This window comes from Agrobacterium sp. DE0009 (assembly GCF_007680755.1).
Lineage (GTDB): Bacteria > Pseudomonadota > Alphaproteobacteria > Rhizobiales > Rhizobiaceae > Agrobacterium > Agrobacterium tumefaciens_B.
Genome location: NZ_VEIU01000002.1, coordinates 110,692 through 126,691, shown reverse-complemented (window position 1 = coordinate 126,691; position 16,000 = coordinate 110,692). Strand labels below are relative to the sequence as shown.

General features: G+C 58.3%; 15 protein-coding genes. 5 read left to right on the top strand and 10 right to left on the bottom strand.

The features are described 5' to 3' along the window. Positions 1 to 16 precede the first annotated feature (16 nt). The 3 genes from FS804_RS10050 (at position 17) to FS804_RS10040 (ending at position 3,231) form a co-directional block, all read left to right on the top strand. Positions 17 to 748: an SDR family oxidoreductase gene (locus tag FS804_RS10050; RefSeq protein WP_144576473.1), complete on the top strand. Its 732-nt coding sequence runs from the start codon at positions 17 to 19 to the stop codon at positions 746 to 748. An 89-nt stretch (positions 749 to 837) separates the two neighbouring features. Continuing rightward, on the top strand, positions 838 to 2,448 hold the full coding sequence (locus tag FS804_RS10045) for an FGGY-family carbohydrate kinase (protein ID WP_144576472.1): 1,611 nt from the start codon (positions 838 to 840) through the stop codon (positions 2,446 to 2,448). A 57-nt stretch (positions 2,449 to 2,505) separates the two neighbouring features. Further along, complete coding sequence (locus FS804_RS10040; RefSeq protein WP_144576471.1) at positions 2,506 to 3,231, top strand: SDR family oxidoreductase; 726 nt, start codon at positions 2,506 to 2,508, stop codon at positions 3,229 to 3,231. A gap of 133 nt (positions 3,232 to 3,364) precedes the next feature. Here the strand turns inward: FS804_RS10040 and proP are convergent, their stop codons facing one another. The 4 genes from proP to FS804_RS10020 form a co-directional block, all read right to left on the bottom strand. Next, entirely contained in the window at positions 3,365 to 4,885 is a 1,521-nt protein-coding gene (gene proP / locus FS804_RS10035; RefSeq protein ID WP_063946932.1) for a glycine betaine/L-proline transporter ProP, read from the bottom strand. Between the two features lie 170 nt (positions 4,886 to 5,055). Then, positions 5,056 to 5,352: a PRC-barrel domain-containing protein gene (locus FS804_RS10030; protein WP_144576470.1), complete on the bottom strand. Its 297-nt coding sequence runs from the start codon at positions 5,350 to 5,352 to the stop codon at positions 5,056 to 5,058. A 132-nt stretch (positions 5,353 to 5,484) separates the two neighbouring features. Continuing rightward, a complete protein-coding gene (locus FS804_RS10025) occupies positions 5,485 to 7,446 on the bottom strand; it encodes a bifunctional diguanylate cyclase/phosphodiesterase (protein WP_186376753.1) in 1,962 nt (653 codons plus the stop codon). Further along, on the bottom strand, positions 7,382 to 7,723 hold the full coding sequence (locus FS804_RS10020) for a hypothetical protein (protein WP_144576469.1): 342 nt from the start codon (positions 7,721 to 7,723) through the stop codon (positions 7,382 to 7,384). The genes FS804_RS10025 and FS804_RS10020 overlap by 65 nt, the downstream gene beginning before the upstream one ends. A gap of 46 nt (positions 7,724 to 7,769) precedes the next feature. Here FS804_RS10020 and FS804_RS10015 point away from each other — a divergent pair, with 46 nt between their 5' ends. Then, a complete protein-coding gene (locus FS804_RS10015) occupies positions 7,770 to 8,441 on the top strand; it encodes a transglutaminase-like cysteine peptidase (protein ID WP_144576468.1) in 672 nt (223 codons plus the stop codon). 58 nt (positions 8,442 to 8,499) lie between these two features. On the opposite strand, the gene FS804_RS10010 is transcribed toward FS804_RS10015, so the two are convergent. From FS804_RS10010 to FS804_RS09985, 6 genes are all read right to left on the bottom strand, one after another. After that, on the bottom strand, positions 8,500 to 9,585 hold the full coding sequence (locus tag FS804_RS10010; RefSeq protein ID WP_144576467.1) for an ABC transporter ATP-binding protein: 1,086 nt from the start codon (positions 9,583 to 9,585) through the stop codon (positions 8,500 to 8,502). Next, positions 9,582 to 10,409, bottom strand: coding sequence for a carbohydrate ABC transporter permease (locus FS804_RS10005; RefSeq protein WP_144576466.1), 828 nt, complete (start codon positions 10,407 to 10,409; stop codon positions 9,582 to 9,584). The genes FS804_RS10010 and FS804_RS10005 overlap by 4 nt, the downstream gene beginning before the upstream one ends. Continuing rightward, positions 10,406 to 11,308, bottom strand: a complete 903-nt coding sequence (locus tag FS804_RS10000) for a carbohydrate ABC transporter permease (protein WP_063946938.1) — start codon at positions 11,306 to 11,308, stop codon at positions 10,406 to 10,408. Before FS804_RS10000 ends, FS804_RS10005 begins: the two co-directional genes overlap by 4 nt. A 113-nt stretch (positions 11,309 to 11,421) precedes the next feature. Then, a complete protein-coding gene (locus FS804_RS09995) occupies positions 11,422 to 12,654 on the bottom strand; it encodes a sugar ABC transporter substrate-binding protein (protein WP_144576465.1) in 1,233 nt (410 codons plus the stop codon). A 62-nt stretch (positions 12,655 to 12,716) separates the two neighbouring features. Continuing rightward, a complete protein-coding gene (locus FS804_RS09990; RefSeq protein WP_144576464.1) occupies positions 12,717 to 13,619 on the bottom strand; it encodes a sugar phosphate isomerase/epimerase in 903 nt (300 codons plus the stop codon). Positions 13,620 to 13,630: 11 nt separating this feature from the next. Beyond that, complete coding sequence (locus FS804_RS09985; RefSeq protein WP_063946941.1) at positions 13,631 to 14,665, bottom strand: Gfo/Idh/MocA family protein; 1,035 nt, start codon at positions 14,663 to 14,665, stop codon at positions 13,631 to 13,633. Positions 14,666 to 14,804: 139 nt separating this feature from the next. Here FS804_RS09985 and FS804_RS09980 point away from each other — a divergent pair, with 139 nt between their 5' ends. Continuing rightward, positions 14,805 to 15,839 carry a LacI family DNA-binding transcriptional regulator gene (locus FS804_RS09980; protein WP_063946942.1) on the top strand — a complete coding sequence of 345 codons (1,035 nt, stop codon included), beginning with the start codon at positions 14,805 to 14,807 and terminating at the stop codon, positions 15,837 to 15,839. Positions 15,840 to 16,000: the final 161 nt, after the last annotated feature.

Below are 16,000 nucleotides of genomic sequence, written 5' to 3'. Positions count from 1 at the left end.
AACGCAGGAGAATTAAATGTATGAATCGCTGCAAGGCAAGATTGCGGTCATCACCGGCGCCGCATCCGGCATCGGGCTTGCCACCACAGAAGCGCTCTTGGAACAGGGTGCGACCGTGGTCATGGTCGACTGGAACGAGAAGGCCCTGAATGATCTGGTCGCCAAGCTCGGCGACCGCGCCATCCCGCAGGTCACCAATCTGCTCGATGCCGACAGCTGCAACGCGATGATCCCTGAGATCCTCAAGAAGGTCGATCATATCGACATTCTCTATTGCAATGCCGGCACCTATATCGGCGGCGATCTCACCGAGACGACGCCGGAAGCCATCGACAAGATGCTGAACCTCAACGTCAACGCGGTCATGAAGAATGTTCATGCCGTTGTACCGCACATGTCGGAGCGGAAAACCGGCGATATCATCGTCACCTGCTCGATTGCCGGCCACTTCCCGACCTATTGGGAGCCGGTTTACTCGGGCTCGAAATGGGCGATCACCAGCTTCGTACAGGGCATGCGCCGCCAGATGATCCCCCACGGCGTGCGCGTTGCGCAGGTCTCCCCCGGCCCGGTCGTCTCCGCACTTCTGGCCGACTGGCCGGAGGAAAATCTCCGCAAGGCCAAGGAATCGGGCAGCCTCATCGATGCCAGCGAAGTGGCCGATGCCGTCGTCTACATGCTGACGCGCAAGCGCACCGTCACAATCCGCGACATGCTGGTCTTGCCGACCAACTTCGACCGCGTTTAAAAACGTCTGGAGCGGCGGAAAAACCGGAAACGGCTCCGCCGCTCAAATCTGTTCAAGTACCGGATCATCCGCTCCGAGGAGTATCACAAATGGCTTCCTATCTCGTTGGTGTCGATGTCGGGACCGGTTCGGCGCGGGCCGGTGTCTTTGATGTCGCGGGCAAGCTTCTCGCCACGGCCAAGCGCCCGATCAGCATGCACCGCGAGGATGGCGGCATTGCCGAGCAATCGAGCGCAGAGGTCTGGCAGGCGGTTTGCGATAGCGTGAGCGAAAGCGTTTCCCGAGCTGGTATTAATCCGGCGGAGGTCGCCGGCATCGGTTTTGACGCGACCTGCTCACTCGTAGTTCGTGGGCCGGATGATGAGACCTTGCCGGTTGGCGATGCCGGTCATCCGGAGCGCGACATCATCGTCTGGATGGACCACCGCGCCGTGGAACAGGCGGAGCGCATCAACGCCGGAGAACACGCGGTCCTTAAATATGTCGGTGGACGCATCTCTCCCGAAATGCAGACGCCGAAGCTTTTGTGGCTTCGGGAAAATCGGCCGGATATTTATTCCCGGGCCCAGCACTTCTTCGATCTTACGGATTTTCTGACATGGAAGGCGTCCGGCGCGCTTGATCGCTCTGCCTGCACTGTTACCTGTAAGTGGACCTATCTCGCCCATGAAAACCGCTGGGATTCGGAATATTTCGCCAAGATCGGTCTTGGAGATCTGGCCGAGCAAGGCTTCCGCCGCATCGGCGAAAGCGTCGTCCATCCCGGAACGGCACTGGGCGGTGGGCTAACCGAAGATGCCGCAAAGGCGATGGGGCTTAGAGCAGGCACCGCCGTTGCCGCGGGCCTGATCGATGCCCATGCTGGCGGTGTCGGCACAGTGGCTGCCGGCGGCGACGCTTCGAAATGCCTTGGTTATGTTTTCGGCACCTCGTCCTGCACCATGACGACCACAACTGAGCCGGCCTTTGTGCCGGGCGTGTGGGGGCCATATTATTCCGCCATGGTTCCCGGCGCGTGGCTGAATGAGGGCGGTCAGTCCGCCGCTGGCGCCGCAATAGATTACCTGGTTCAGTTGCACCCGGCTTTTGGTGAGGCGAAGTCGCTGGCCGAGAAGGATGGCAAGGCCTTGCCGGTCTGGCTGGCCGACCGCGCCATCGGCCTTGCTGCATCTGCTTCCGCTGCAGCAAAGCTCGCAGAGGATTTTCATGTGGTGCCGGAGTTTCTCGGCAACCGCGCACCCTTCGCCGATCCGCATGCCCGCGCGGTCATTGCCGGCTACGGCATGGAAACCGGCGTGGATTCCCTTGTCGCGCTTTATGTGGCCGGGCTTCTCGGCCTCGGCTACGGTCTTCGCCAGATCATCGAAACGCAGGCCCGCAATGGAGCGCCGGTGGAAACCATCAGCGTTAGCGGCGGTGCGGGTGCCCACCCGCTTGCACGACAGTTGCTGGCCGATGCGACGGGTTTCCCGGTCGAACTCACCGAATGCGAGGAGCCCGTACTTCTCGGCTCGGCCATGTTGGGTGCCGTCGCCGCCGGAACCTATCCGGACCTGATGGCAGCGATGCCCGCAATGTCGCGGATCGCCAGCTGTGCGGCTCCCGATCCCGCTTTCCAGAAGGTTCATCAGGCACGCTACGACGCATTTCTATCGCTTCAGAATGCGGCGCGCGCCATTCGCGCCGCCAGCCATGCCTGAACCGCGTCACAAGCTTAGATCATCCGGCCGTGTCGGTCGCCAAATAACGAGGATTCCATGCAGTTTTCCGGAAAGTCCGTGATCATTACCGGTGCAGGCAAAGGCATTGGCCGCGCCTGCGCACAGCTGATGGCCGCTCGCGGCGCTGAGGTCGTGGCGATCAGCCGCACGCAGTCCGATCTCGATAGCCTGAGAAGCGAAATCGGAGGACGTTCGATCCGCGCCGATCTTGCCGACGTTACGGCTACCCGCGCTGCCATGGCCGAAGCCGGCACCTGCGATTTTCTGATCAACAGCGCCGGCATCAACGTGCTGGAGAGCGTGCTGGATATGAGCGATGGGGGCTACGAGGCTGTGCTTGGCATCAATCTGCGCGCTGCCATCATCACGTGTCAGGAATTTGCCCGCGCCCGCGTCGCGAAGGGCGGGGGCGGTGCTATCGTCAACATTACCTCGATTGCCGGCCATCGCGGTTTTCAGGATCACCTTTGCTATGCGGCCTCAAAGGCCGGGCTTGAGGGTGCGACCCGCGTGCTTGCCAAGGAACTCGGCCCGCATGGCATCCGTGTCAACGCTGTCGCCCCGACCATCACGCTTACCGAACTCGCCGCCGAAGCGTGGAACGATCCCGTCAAGAGCCAGCCGATGATGGTGCGTCATCCTCTCAACCGCTTTGCGGAGGCGGAAGAGGTGGCGGAAAGCATCGCGATGCTGCTCTCCGATGACAGCAAGATGGTTACGGGCGCCGTGCTGCCAATAGATGGTGGCTTTCTCGCCGTCTGATCTGCGGTCCGGTCGCTTAAACATTCTTGCTTATTTCGACACTTCGGTGCGCGGCGTGCGGAAGCACCGCCGCGCATTTCGCTTGTGAAACACAGAGACATCTGGTCTGAAAACAGGCCAGTAGGTGCGCGGCTCAGGTCAGATCCGGGTGCCGGCCGACGAGTTGATCTCGTTTGGCCTGCAAGATCGACTTCTGCTCCTCCAGCCTCTCGAGTTCTTCATCAATCTCTTCAACACTCTTTTCAATGTGCAGATATTGCTCCGCCAGAAGCGATTTCGCTTCCTTGCGGTTGGAGGCGTTGGGCGTATCACCGTAGAGAGGCCGGTTGGCCGTTTCCTTGAGGAAGAAGGTCGTTGCGATACCGAAGACGGCGGCGACCATCAGGTAATAAGCCGGCATGTATATGTTCTCGGTCGCTTCCACCAGCCACGCCGTGATGGTGGGGGTGAGGCCTGCCACGATGATCGAGATGTTGAACGAGATTGCCAGTGCGCTGTACCGGATACGGGCCGGGAAGAGGGCAGGCAAGGTGGAAGCCATGATGCCGATCAGGCAGTTTAGCGCAACGGCGAGAATAAGCAGGCCGAAGAAGATCCGGACCACTTGTCCGCTGGCGATCAGATGGAACGCCGGCAGGGAGAGGAACAGGATCGCGGTGCTGCCGACAGCGAGAAACGGCTTTCGTCCAATCCGGTCACTTAAAAGACCAATGGCAGGCTGCACGAAAAGCATACCGACCATGACAGCGATGATGATGAGGACGCCGTGATCCTCGCTGTAGTTCAGCGTCTTCGACAGATAAGTCGGCATATAGGTGAGCAGCATGTAATAGGTCACGTTGGTCACGAGAACCATTCCGATGCAGATGGCGAGGGAGCGCGTATGCTTGCTGGCGATTTCTCTGATTGGAACCATCGGCCGCTCTTTCAGCGCCTGGCGATCCTCTTCTTCAGCGCGTTGAAGGCGCTCGGTGAAGGCAGGCGTTTCCTCCGCCGCGTGGCGCAGGTAAAGGCCGATTAATCCGAGTGGTGCGGCCAGGAAGAAGGGAATACGCCAACCCCAGTCGAGGAACGTTGCCTCTCCCAACGAGGCACTCAGCAAAACGACAAAGCCCGCGCCCAGGACGAAACCGGCGATAGACCCGAAATCCAGCCAGCTGCCTAGGAAACCTCGTTTACGGTCGGGTGCATATTCTGCAACGAAAATGGCGGCACCGGTATATTCGCCGCCGACCGAAAAGCCCTGTGCGAGCTTGCAAAGCAGCAGCAGGATGGGCGCCCATATGCCAATCGTTGCATAGCCGGGAATGAGGCCAATGCAAAAGGTGCTGGCCGCCATGATGATGATTGTAAGGGAGAGTACCTTTTGACGCCCGAACTTGTCGCCCATCGCGCCAAAGAAAACCCCACCAAGTGGACGAATGAGAAACGGAACTGAAAAAGTAGCCAGTGCCGCAACGGTTTGTACAGCTGGAGCTGCCTCGGGAAAAAAGACTTTGCCCACGGCGTAGGCGACGAAGCCATAGACGCCGAAATCAAACCATTCCATGGCGTTGCCGAGCGCCGCCGCCGTCACGGCCTTCTTGACCTTCTGGTCGTCGATCACAGTCACGTCATCGATGCTGAGCGGCGTCGCCTGTATTTCATCGTTCAATTGTCGTCCCCTTCAATTGCCCGCGACCAAATATCGCGCGTCTTAAAAATGCCTGATCGGCCCAACGGTTCCATTTGGTGAGCGCCGCGCGGTCTTTGGACAAAGGGGAAAAGCTCCCAACGCAAAAACGCCCGGCTTGGCCGGGCGTTTAAGGATGGGTTAAATCGAACTCAGTGATGATGCTCTGGCATCTCTTTCAGCTGATCCTTCGTCCAGGATGTGACGGCGTGTACATCACCGTCTTCATCACGCATGAAGTCGAGATCGCTGAGGGGAACGGCAACGGGCTTTGCGCCAATCCCGAGGAATCCGCCGATGTCGATGATTGCGGTGCTGCTCGCACCAGCGCCGTGCACGTGGTCGACTTTACCGACCTTGTGGTCATCTGCGCCATAAACGGTCGCGCCTTCAAGCACGGAAGGCGTCAGTTCGGTTTCCGCAAGGCGGACATGATTGCTGTGGTCCATGGTTCTTCCTCCTGTCTTGGTTCACGAAAAATAAACTCATGCGCGGAAAAACCGTTCCATCGTTTCTGCAATGCTGCACGTGTGCACGTCGCAATTTTACTGCTAAAGTGAGAGAAGCGGCTTACACGGGATTCACTGCCCGGTTTGGGTGAGGCTACCTTGCGTGGCAGCCTGTACCGACAGAAATTCCACTACATCCCGCTCTTTAAGCGGTGGCGCGAAAATGTAGCCCTGTACCAGCGTGGCGCCGAGGCTTTCGAGTGTCGCCAGTTCGGCGGGTGTTTCCACCCCTTCGACCACGCATTCCAGCTCCATGTCCCGGCTGAGGGCGAGAAGCGATTTCACGATTTTGTAGCTGGCCGGTTTTTCATGCAGGTCGGTTACGAAGCTGCGGTCAATCTTGATTTTGGTGAGCGGTAACGCGTGCAGCCGGGTGAGGCTCGAGTAGCCGGTGCCGAAATCATCGAGTGAGATACCGCAGCCGAGCCGCCGCAGCATTTCGACCGACTGTTTGACCTGTTTGAAATCATGGGCAAAAGCTGTCTCGGTAATTTCGAGATCAAGACGGCGGGCATCGAATCCGCTGTTTTCGATGATGCCGATCAGAGAGAGCACGCCTTCGCAGGCGTTGAGATCCTGGGCCGACAGGTTGAACGAAAGTCGCACCGACGGCGGCCATTGTGACGCCGATGCGAGCGCCCTCTTCAAAAGCGGCCGCGTCAGCGAACTGACAATACCCGCGCGTTCCGCTATGGCGAAGAATTGGGAAGGTGGCACCTGTCCAAGAACGGGACTACTCCATCGCGCCAGCGCTTCAAAACACGCCGTTGTTCCGTCGCGTATGTCGACCACAGGCTGGAAGACAACCGATAGCTCTTTTTCAATCTCCGTCTGTTTGAGCAGGTGTACGATGCGGGCCTCGATGTTGATCTGCTTCTCGTGTTCGGCGTCGAACAGAACGGCGTCCCCACGCCGGGTCCTCTTGGCATGATAAAGCGCGTAATCCGCCCGGTCGAAAAGCTCCTCGAGTGTCGAGGCGAGATGTGGAAACACGGCAATGCCCATGGATGCGGAAACATGAACCGTGCCCTCCGCCATATGGTAGGGCGCTCTTAATCGCTCGGAGATCGCATTGGCATTGGCCACGAGCTGCGCGTCGTCAGGAATGACCGGAGCGATGATGGCAAATTCGTCGCCGCCCAGTCGAAAAGCCTTGCTTGCTTTCAGGCTCTCACTGAGGCGCTTGCTGACATTTATCAGTAACCTGTCGCCCACCGAGTGGCCGTAGAGGTCGTTCACCGGCTTGAAACCGTCCAGATCGATAACGCCCAAAGCCAGCCGCGTGCCATTGGCTTTCGCCTTTTCAAGCTCCGCTTCCAGATGCGCAAAAAAAGCGCGACGGTTGGGCAGTTCGGTCAGACTGTCCCTGTTGGCAAGCAGCAGGTTTTCGTTGCTGAGTGCCTCGGTGCGCTTCTGCGAAATGACCATGTTTTCGAAATTGCGGTAATTTGTGAGCAGGATCGACATCATGCCGGTGCACACCAGCAACATATTGATGGCAATGGCGACGAAGGTCGGTTGCCGCGAGGCCAGGAAGAAGGCGATGAAGGCACCGTTGACGATGACTGTCACCATAAATGCGGCCGAGCGGACATACATCAGACAGAAGATGCACGATATGACGGTGATCGCCATATAGAAGGCAACATGGGAACGCGTATAGGCATCGCCATAGGGCACCAGCAAAAAGGACCAGATCGTAAATGCGATGGCGATACCGCCGGCCAGTCGATTTGTCCGCCTTAATATGGCATGAGCAACCCCAGCCGATGGCTCTATGCCCCGCGTTCTCCACCAGAAGGCTATCCTGAGCGTGCAGCCAAGCGTGAATAGAGCCGGAACGCCGACGGTCAGCCAAAGCGGTGCAAACCGAATATGCGTCGCGGCCAGCGCCCATGTGCTGGAAAGCAGGATGAAATACATCATCGGCATCTGTCGCGTGAAAGCTTGATGTTGTGCTTTCAGCAGATCAGGGTTGTCGGACCGCACGGACATGAAGTCCCGCAGTTTTTGTAAGGCAGTGAGTATCGTCATTCATGCGCTCTTCAAGTACATGCGCAATTTTTAACATGCCCATCATTACATCATCGGTAAGATGCAAGGTTAACTGAGAAGAAAGGCTGGCAACCGAAAGATGTAATAGCCGTTCGTCGCAACGTTTAAGCTTCTCCCCGGCCGGCGTTCCTGCGAGCGCGACGACGATACCGTCACTTCGGCTCGTCAGGTTAGCGATCTCGTCGGTCTGAATTCCGTTTCGAAACTTCTGCACCTCAATTTTTGCGGTCGTTAAAAATCGAACGTTTTGTTTCATGTGACCTCAAGCGGCCACGGATAGCTCATGTCGTCAGGAGACGAACATGACCTATCTCATCAAATCGCTTCAAGCATGTTTCATTCTGACTGTCGTCGCTCTGGCCGCGCCGGCGCAGGCGTCTCCATCGATGCAGACGGGCAGGATCACATCTCAGCCGATCGGACATTACGAGTTTTGTCAGAGGCATTCCGCAGAATGCCAGCCAGTCAAGTCAATGCCACCGCTTAATCTGACGCCTGATCTCTGGGCGACTATCGTGTCGGTCAACAATGCCGTCAATGTTGAGATCGATCAGAGAAGCGATATGGAAGTCTGGGGTTACGAGGACTATTGGGAATATCCCGATAACGGCGCGGGAGATTGCGAAGACCTGGCGCTGGAGAAGCGTAGGCGCCTGATGCAGGCTGGTCTCGATGTTTCGGACCTGTTGATAACGGTAGTGCGGGATGAACGCGGGGCGGGCCATGCCATCCTGACAGTGAGAACGGACCGGGGGGACTTTATCCTCGACAATATGCAGGCCAAGGTTCTGCGCTGGGATGAAACGCCCTACACCTACTTGAAACGTCAATCCACGGACCATGCCGGTCGCTGGGTGGATATTGATGGACCTGCTGCTCCGGCGATTGCAGCACGCGAGGTTGGCGAGGCGACAGCCACCTCAACCTCTGCAGCTGCCCGCCGTAGCTTGTTTGACATCTTCAAATCGCGTTGATGCGACGAGAGCGGACCGTTTGACGCGACCCGCAACGCATACGTCCCGGGATCACGGCCTACCGCTTTGCGAGGCCAACACCTGTTTCCTCATCGAAGAGGTGCATGTCGGCCGGGTTGATGTCGAGGCCGATCATCTCACCGGCCTTGACCGCGCTGCGTCCCTGCACCGCGATAACCAGTTCGGTGGTGTTGCCAAGGGTGAGGAAGGTGGCCGAGCCGGTTGTTTCGACGGCAGACACAGGCTGCGTCAACGCCGCGTCCTGCGCTCCCGTCGGCCGGATATGCTCAGGTCGAATGCCAACGATGACCCGCTTGCCCGGCGGCAGGGAAACCGGAGCCCCGATCGACTGCTGCGGTTCGCCTTCACCGAACTGCAGCAGAAGCGAAGTGCCATCCGGGCTGACAACGGCCGGAATGAAATTCATTGCCGGCGAGCCGATGAAACCTGCAACGAAACGATTGACGGGGCGGTCGTAGAGTTCAAGCGGCGTGCCCTGCTGTTCGATCACGCCATCGCGCATCACGACGACATGGTCGGCCATCGTCATCGCCTCAATCTGATCGTGGGTGACATAAACGGAGGTGGCGTGCAGGCGATCATGCAGCGCGCGGATTTCCTTGCGCATGTGGACGCGTAGGGCTGCATCAAGGTTGGAGAGCGGCTCGTCGAAAAGGAAGGCCTGCGGATTGCGGATGATCGCCCGGCTCATGGCCACGCGCTGGCGTTGGCCGCCGGAGAGTTCGCGCGGATAGCGCTTCATCAGTTTTGAAAGTCCGGTCGTGGCGGCTACTTCCTCTGCGGCCTTGCGGGCCTCCGCCTTGGCAACGCCGCGCATGCGCAGCGAATAGGTGAGGTTTTCCTCCACCGTCATATGCGGGTAAAGCGCATAAGACTGGAACACCATGGCCACGTCGCGCTTGCGCGGCGGCACACCGTTCATGAGCGTGCCGGCAATACGCATATCGCCTGCCGAAATGGTTTCCAGCCCCGCCAGCGAACGCAGAAGCGTGGACTTGCCGCAGCCGGAGGGACCGACAAGTGCGACGAAGGTGCCTTTCTTGATGGAAAGGTCAATGTTTTTCAGGGCGTGGAAGGCGCCGTAATATTTGTTGACGCCGGATAGTTCGATCTGAAGGGTCATTTGAGCGCTCCTGATGTCAGGCCGGACACAATGCGGCGCTGCAAGAGAATGAAGAGGGCGAGAATGGGCGTTACATACATGGTCGCATAGGCCATGATGTTGTTCCATTCGCTGGTATTGGGGCCCATGAAGGAATTGAGGCCGACGCTGGCTGGCTGCAGTTCCGCCGCCTGGATCATCGATTTCGAATAAACGAACTCGCCGAAAGCCTGCATGAAGATGAGAATGGCACTGACGAGGATGCCATTTCTGGCAAGCGGCAGCACGATGTTAAAAAACGCGCCGACGCGGGAGTTGCCATCCACAAGTGCGGCCTCTTCCAGCTCCTGCGGAACGGCCATGAAGGTGGCGCGGACAAGCACGACGAAGAAGGGCATGCTTTTGGCGGCGATGGCGAGGATGACCGACAGGCGCGGATAATCCAGGAGCCCGAATTGCGAGAAACCGACGAAGATCGGCGTGATCATCAGCGACGCCGGCAGCACCTGCAGCATGAGGATGAGGAACAGGCCGATATCCACCCAGACATTGCGGTACCGAGCCAGAACATAGGCGCAACCGACACCGAGAATGGTGATCAGCAGCACCGCACTGGAGGCGATCAGCACCGAATTCCACAGGTAACGCCCCATGTTGCGGCTTTCCCACACATAGACATAGGTCTGCCATTGCGGATCACCGGGCCAGAAGGAAGGCGGGTTGGCAAACATTTCAGAGCCGCTTTTAAGCGACGTCAGATACATCCAGTAAAGCGGGAAGAGGTAGATGATGGCAAGCACAATGGCGATAACCAGCATCAGGCGGTTGCGGTTGGTGATGCTCATCCGCGCACCTCATGCCGTGTAGAGCGCACGTAAACGACGGAGGCCAGCATGACGAATACGATCATGATGACCGATATCGTCGCGCCTTTGCCGAAATCATATTGCCGGAATGAGAGGTCCCAGGCCCAATATTGCGCCACGTTGGAACTGTTATTCGGCCCGCCATCGGTAATGGCGGCAAAAAGATCGAATTGCTGCAGCGTGAAGATCAGACCGAGCGAGACGATCGCGCCGATGGTGGAGCGCATCATCGGCAGGGTGATGGTGTAAAAGCGCTGCCAGGCATTGGCGCCGTCCAGCTCCGCAGCCTCGTAGAGATCGCCGGGAATGGAAGCGAGGCCGACCGAGAGCAGGATCATGTTAAAGGAGGTGCCGAGCCAAATATTGGCGATGACGACCGCCCAGAGCGAAAAATTCGCATCCGAACGCCAGAAGATATTGCCTGATATCAGACCGCTTTCGCGCAGGAAGAAATTTAGCACACCGAAATCGCCTGAGAGGATCCAGTTCCAGATGGCCCCGACGACAAGGCCGGGCATGACCCACGAGACGAGGAATAGGCCGCGCAACCAGGTTGCGCCGGGAAAGTTCACCCAGAAAAACAGTGCGAGGCCAAAGCCGATTGCGAACTGCCCGGCGATCGAGGCCACGACGAAGGTGACGGTATTCATCAGGATCGGCAGGGTTTCTGGCTGCTTGAACAGGTCGACATAGTTCTTGAAGCCGACGAATGGGCGCACGAAGGTGCCCAGGCTGAACATGTCGACTTCCTGAAAGCTCATGACGATGTTGTAGATGAGCGGCAGCCCGGCCATGACGAACAGGAAGCCCAAAGGAAATGCGACAAGGACGATGTCGAAACCGCGACCGTCACTGACGCTGGAAAACAGTTTTTTCATGAAACATCCTCACACGCTCCAGTCGGGGCCGCCGCCGCTTGTCGCGACAGACAGCCCCACCGGGAGGAACCCTTGGGTGGGGGCAGGATGAACCTGCCGCCCGCCCCGATAGATCAGCCTTCGATCAGCTTTATCTTTTCAGCGGCCTGATCAAGGGCCGCCTTCGGCGTCATCTGACCCGAAAGCGCACCCTGAATGGCATCCTGGATGGCCTTGGAAATCTTTGGCCATTCTGGCGAAGGGCCACGCGGCTGGGCGTATTTCAGCTGCTCGACGAAGGTTTTCAATGCTTCGTCCTTCAGCGCATTGCCGGTCGGCGGAACCGGAATATCGGAACGCGCCGGCAATTGGCCGAAATTCTTGAACATGTCCTTGTCCTTGGAGGCGAAGAATTCGATTGCCTTGAAAGCCTCTTCCGGATGCTTCGTCTTCGAGAAGATCGCCCAGTTATAGTCGCCCATGGCCGAAGAGCGTGGTGCGTCAGGCGTTGGCACAGGCAGCAGCGCCACGCCCCAATCGAACTTGGCGTCCTTGAGCATGCGGTCGATTTCCCACGGACCTGATATCGCCATGGCAGCGTTGCCGGCATTGAACGTGGCGGTGGAGTCCCACTGGCTGCGCGTGAGCGTATCAGGCGATGCCAGCTTTTCATCCAGCATCAGTTTCCACGTCTCAAGCGCCTTTACCGCGCCGTCCGTATTGATGTTCTTATATGTCGCTCCCGCCATCTGAGCCCAGGGTAGGAACTGGAAGGTGCCTTCCTCGTTCGCCTTGGCGCTGAAGCTGATGCCGTAGACATTCTTGGCGGGGTTGGTGAGCTTGCGGGCAGTGTCCACCAGTTCGTCCCAGGTCTGCGGCGGTTTTGCCGCATCGAGACCGGCGGCCTTGAACAGATCCTTGTTGTAATAAAGCGCGATCGTATTCGTGGCTTTCGGAACCCCGTAATATTTGCCGTCCCACGTCACGGATTTCAGCGGACCCGGAAAGTAGTTCTCCGTCTTGATGACATCCGATTCGGCGATCATGTCCGTTACGTCGAGAAACGCGCCTCGTGACGCGAACATGGCGTGGTTGGGGTTGTCTATGGCGATGATGTCAGGCGCATTCCCGGTAGAATAGGCGCGCATGGATTCGCTGACCACATCATCGAACTGCAGTTGCCGGTATTCGATCTTGATCCCGTTATTGAGCGCGTTGAATTCCTTTATAAGGTTCGGTGCGGGCTGGATATCGCGATCCAGCGACCACAGCGTCAACGTCACATCTTCCGCCTGTGCTGCAATGGCGCCAGCCGATACGCCCGCGAGCAAGAAAGCGCCGGCCATAATGCATTTCGCGATACCCATAATCTCCTCCTTTTGGTTATCGTCTTTGCAATCTCTGGAAACCTTCTCCCAAAAGGTTTCGGTTATGTCGGGTCGACGACGAAATCGCCGCCGCGGCATTTTTTCAGATAGTTCAGGCCGTGAACCTGCCCCGTCATCTCAAGCGCATCGCGATAGACGGGGTCATGCCAGCCTTCGATGTCGATCGAGCCAGACCAGCCGGCAAGGCGCAGTTCGGAAATAATGTCCGTCCAGTTGCTGTCGCCGAAGCCGGGCGTGCGCATGAAGACGAACTTCTCCTTGCCGAAAATGCCATGCTCGCGGATGACGTCCCAACGGATGGTCGCATCCTTGCCGTGGACGTGGAAAATCTTGTCCGCCCATTTGCGGATCTGCGGCAGCGGATCGATGAGGTAGACCATCTGGTGGCAGGGTTCCCACTCGATGCCGATATTCTCGTCGGGGGTTTCGTTGAACATCATCTCCCACGCATCTGGGTTATGGGCGATGTTCCAGTCTCCGGTCTGCCAGTTACCGTCCATGGCGCAGTTTTCGAAGGCAATCTTTATGCCCTTGTCGGCGGCGCGCTTGGCAAGCTCGCTCCAGATCTCCTTGTATCGAGGCAGGCTTTCCGGCAGCGGTTTGCCGCGCAAGCGGCCGGTGAAACCCGCAACGCAGGTGGCGCCGAAATGATGGGCGTTGTCGATGCAGTCTTTCCAGCCCTGCAATGTCTCAAGGTCGATATCGGTCTCTTCCAGCGGATTGCCGAACATGCCGAGCGTACCGATGGTGATGTCGCGCTCGCCGATGGCGTCAAGGCAGCGCTTGCCGAGCTCGGCAAGATCCTGACCATTGGTCGTTTGCCAGAAGAACGGCTCGAAGCTTTCGAAGCCGAGATCGGCGATCTGGCCGATGCGTTCGGCCGCCTGGCCTTTGCTGGCGCTGACCATGGTACCGATGCGGATGGATGTTGCCGGATTGCTCACGCTTTCAGTCCTTATGCTGCAATTAACACAGGCTGGCCGAGGCGAGCGCTTTCGATCGCGCCCATTACCATGGCAAGGCTGTTGATGTTGTCGAAGGAGGCCGTTTCCGGCATCTCACCCGTGCGAATGGAGTCGAGGAATGAGAGAATGACGCTGGCATGGCCCCGCGTATCCTTCTCGGAAATGGCTTCGGAAACGTTTACGGTCTTGAATCCGCGCAGAAGCCCCTGTTCGTCACCGGCCACCGAGGCGGAGAAATTGTCTTCCCCGTCCCAGACGATCATGCCCTTAGAACCGATCAGCCGCCAGCGGGCTTCCCAGCTGGTCCGCTCGCCTTCGGCGCACCAGGAACCGCGATAGGTGAAGACGACGTCATTCGAGAACTCGAAAATGGCGTTGGCGCTCGCGCCATGGGCATACCAGGAGCCAGCAGGGTTCTTCTCCACGCAAAAGACGGAGATGGGCTTCTCATTGGCGACGAAACGGGCCGCATCAAAGGTGTGGATCGCCATGTCGAGAAGCAGGACGTTCTTCATTTCTTCACGGAAGCCGCCGAAATGGGGCCCGAGGAAGAAATCACAATGGATGGCTGTCAGATCACCGATGATCCCGTCTTCCAGTGCGCGGCGCAGCCGCCGGATACCGGCTACGAATCGCCGGTTTTGCACCACAGCATGAATTTTGCCGGCTTTTTTCGCCAGTTCCACCAGCGTCGCAGCTTCTTCCATCGAGGCGGCAAGCGGCTTTTCGCTCAGCACATGGCACCCGGCCGCGAGACCGGCTTCAACCACGGCGAAGCGCGCCTGGGGGATGACGATATCGAAAAGGATGTCGGCTTTCGTTTCAGCAATAACGGCGCGAAGATCGGTGCCGATGACCGCATCGGTAAGAGCGAATTCTTCGGCAAGCGCGCGGGCCGTGTTCTCGTTCAGATCCACCAGACCGACGATCTTGATCGCGCCGGCAATGTCTGGCGTCGATTGAATGGCGCGCAACCAGCCTTTGGCCATGGCTCCGCACCCGCATAAAACGGCATTAAAATTCATCTCATCTCCCCGGGCTCTTTTGCAAACTCCTATTTGCGCAGAGCGTCGTAAACGTTTACGAGACTATGACGATGATGTTAGATATGTCAAGACCGTTGAGGGGCGCGTTGTTTGCGCGCCGGGCCAGGGAGGGGAGTGCATGAAAGGAATTCGCCAGCTTGCCGATTATCTGGAGATATCGATAGGCACCGTTTCCCGCGCTCTGAACGGCAAGCCGGATGTGAACGAAGAGACGCGACGGCGTGTTCTGGAAGCGGCCGAAAAGCTGGGTTATGTCGCAAACCAGTCCGGCCGCAGCCTACGGCAGGGAACCACCAATGTCATCGGCCTGATGACCGGCAGCGACGCGCAGACGGTTGAAAACTCCGACAACTTCTTCCTGGGCGTGACGGATGGTCTGCAAAGCGTGTTTTCAGCACATAATCTCGATCTCATCGTTCTGCCTTGCCCAGGTGAAGAGGACCCGGATGAATATCTGAAGCGCATGGTGGCGCGGCGCATGGTGGATGCGATGATCATTTCCGCCACCCGGCGTACCGACAAACGCGTGGATTTCCTGAAGCAGAACCGGCTGCCTTTCGTGTCGCTCGGCCGCACGGCCTCCAGCGACAATCACGCCTGGATCGATCTCGATTTCGAGGGGGTAGCAAAAAGTGCCGTCGATCGGCTTGCCGCAGCGGGGCATCGTTCGATCGCGGTTGCCGCACCGGACAGCGATATCAATCTCGGTTACGTTTTCCTCGAAGGATACAGGCGGGCGCTCGAAGACAACGGCATTGCCTATGACTCCTCTCTGGTCATCCGGGCGAAATCCAGCGAGCAAGGCGGTTATCACGCCGCCAGCGAATGGCTGCAGATGCGGCCCCGGCCAACCGCGATCGTGCTGATCTACGAGCTGATGGCGGTCGGTCTTTATCGCCGCCTTGCGGAAGCTGGTCTGAAACCGGGGCGGGATCTTGCCGTCGTCGGTTTCCGCGACGGGCCGCGCGGCCAGTTTCTGGAACCGCGCCTCACCAGTTTTCGCATGTCCCTGCACGATCTCGGTGTGACTGTGGCACAGACATTGTTATCGACCATGCCGGCTTACGCGCCCTTCTATCCAGATCAGCCCAGACATTGCATTTGGCCGATGCTGCTCGTCCCGGGAGAGAGCGATCAGGCTCCGGGCTCGTAGAGCTGCTGCAAGCAGAAATGTCATGGGTAAGGCGGACTGTGCAATGGCGGGAGGATGAGCAGGCCCGACGGCTCACCCAGACTTGCCGTGCTTTAGCATTTCCAAGCGGCCTATTCATCGCACATGAGGAACACCGCGCACCTTGGAGATGCACGGTGTTC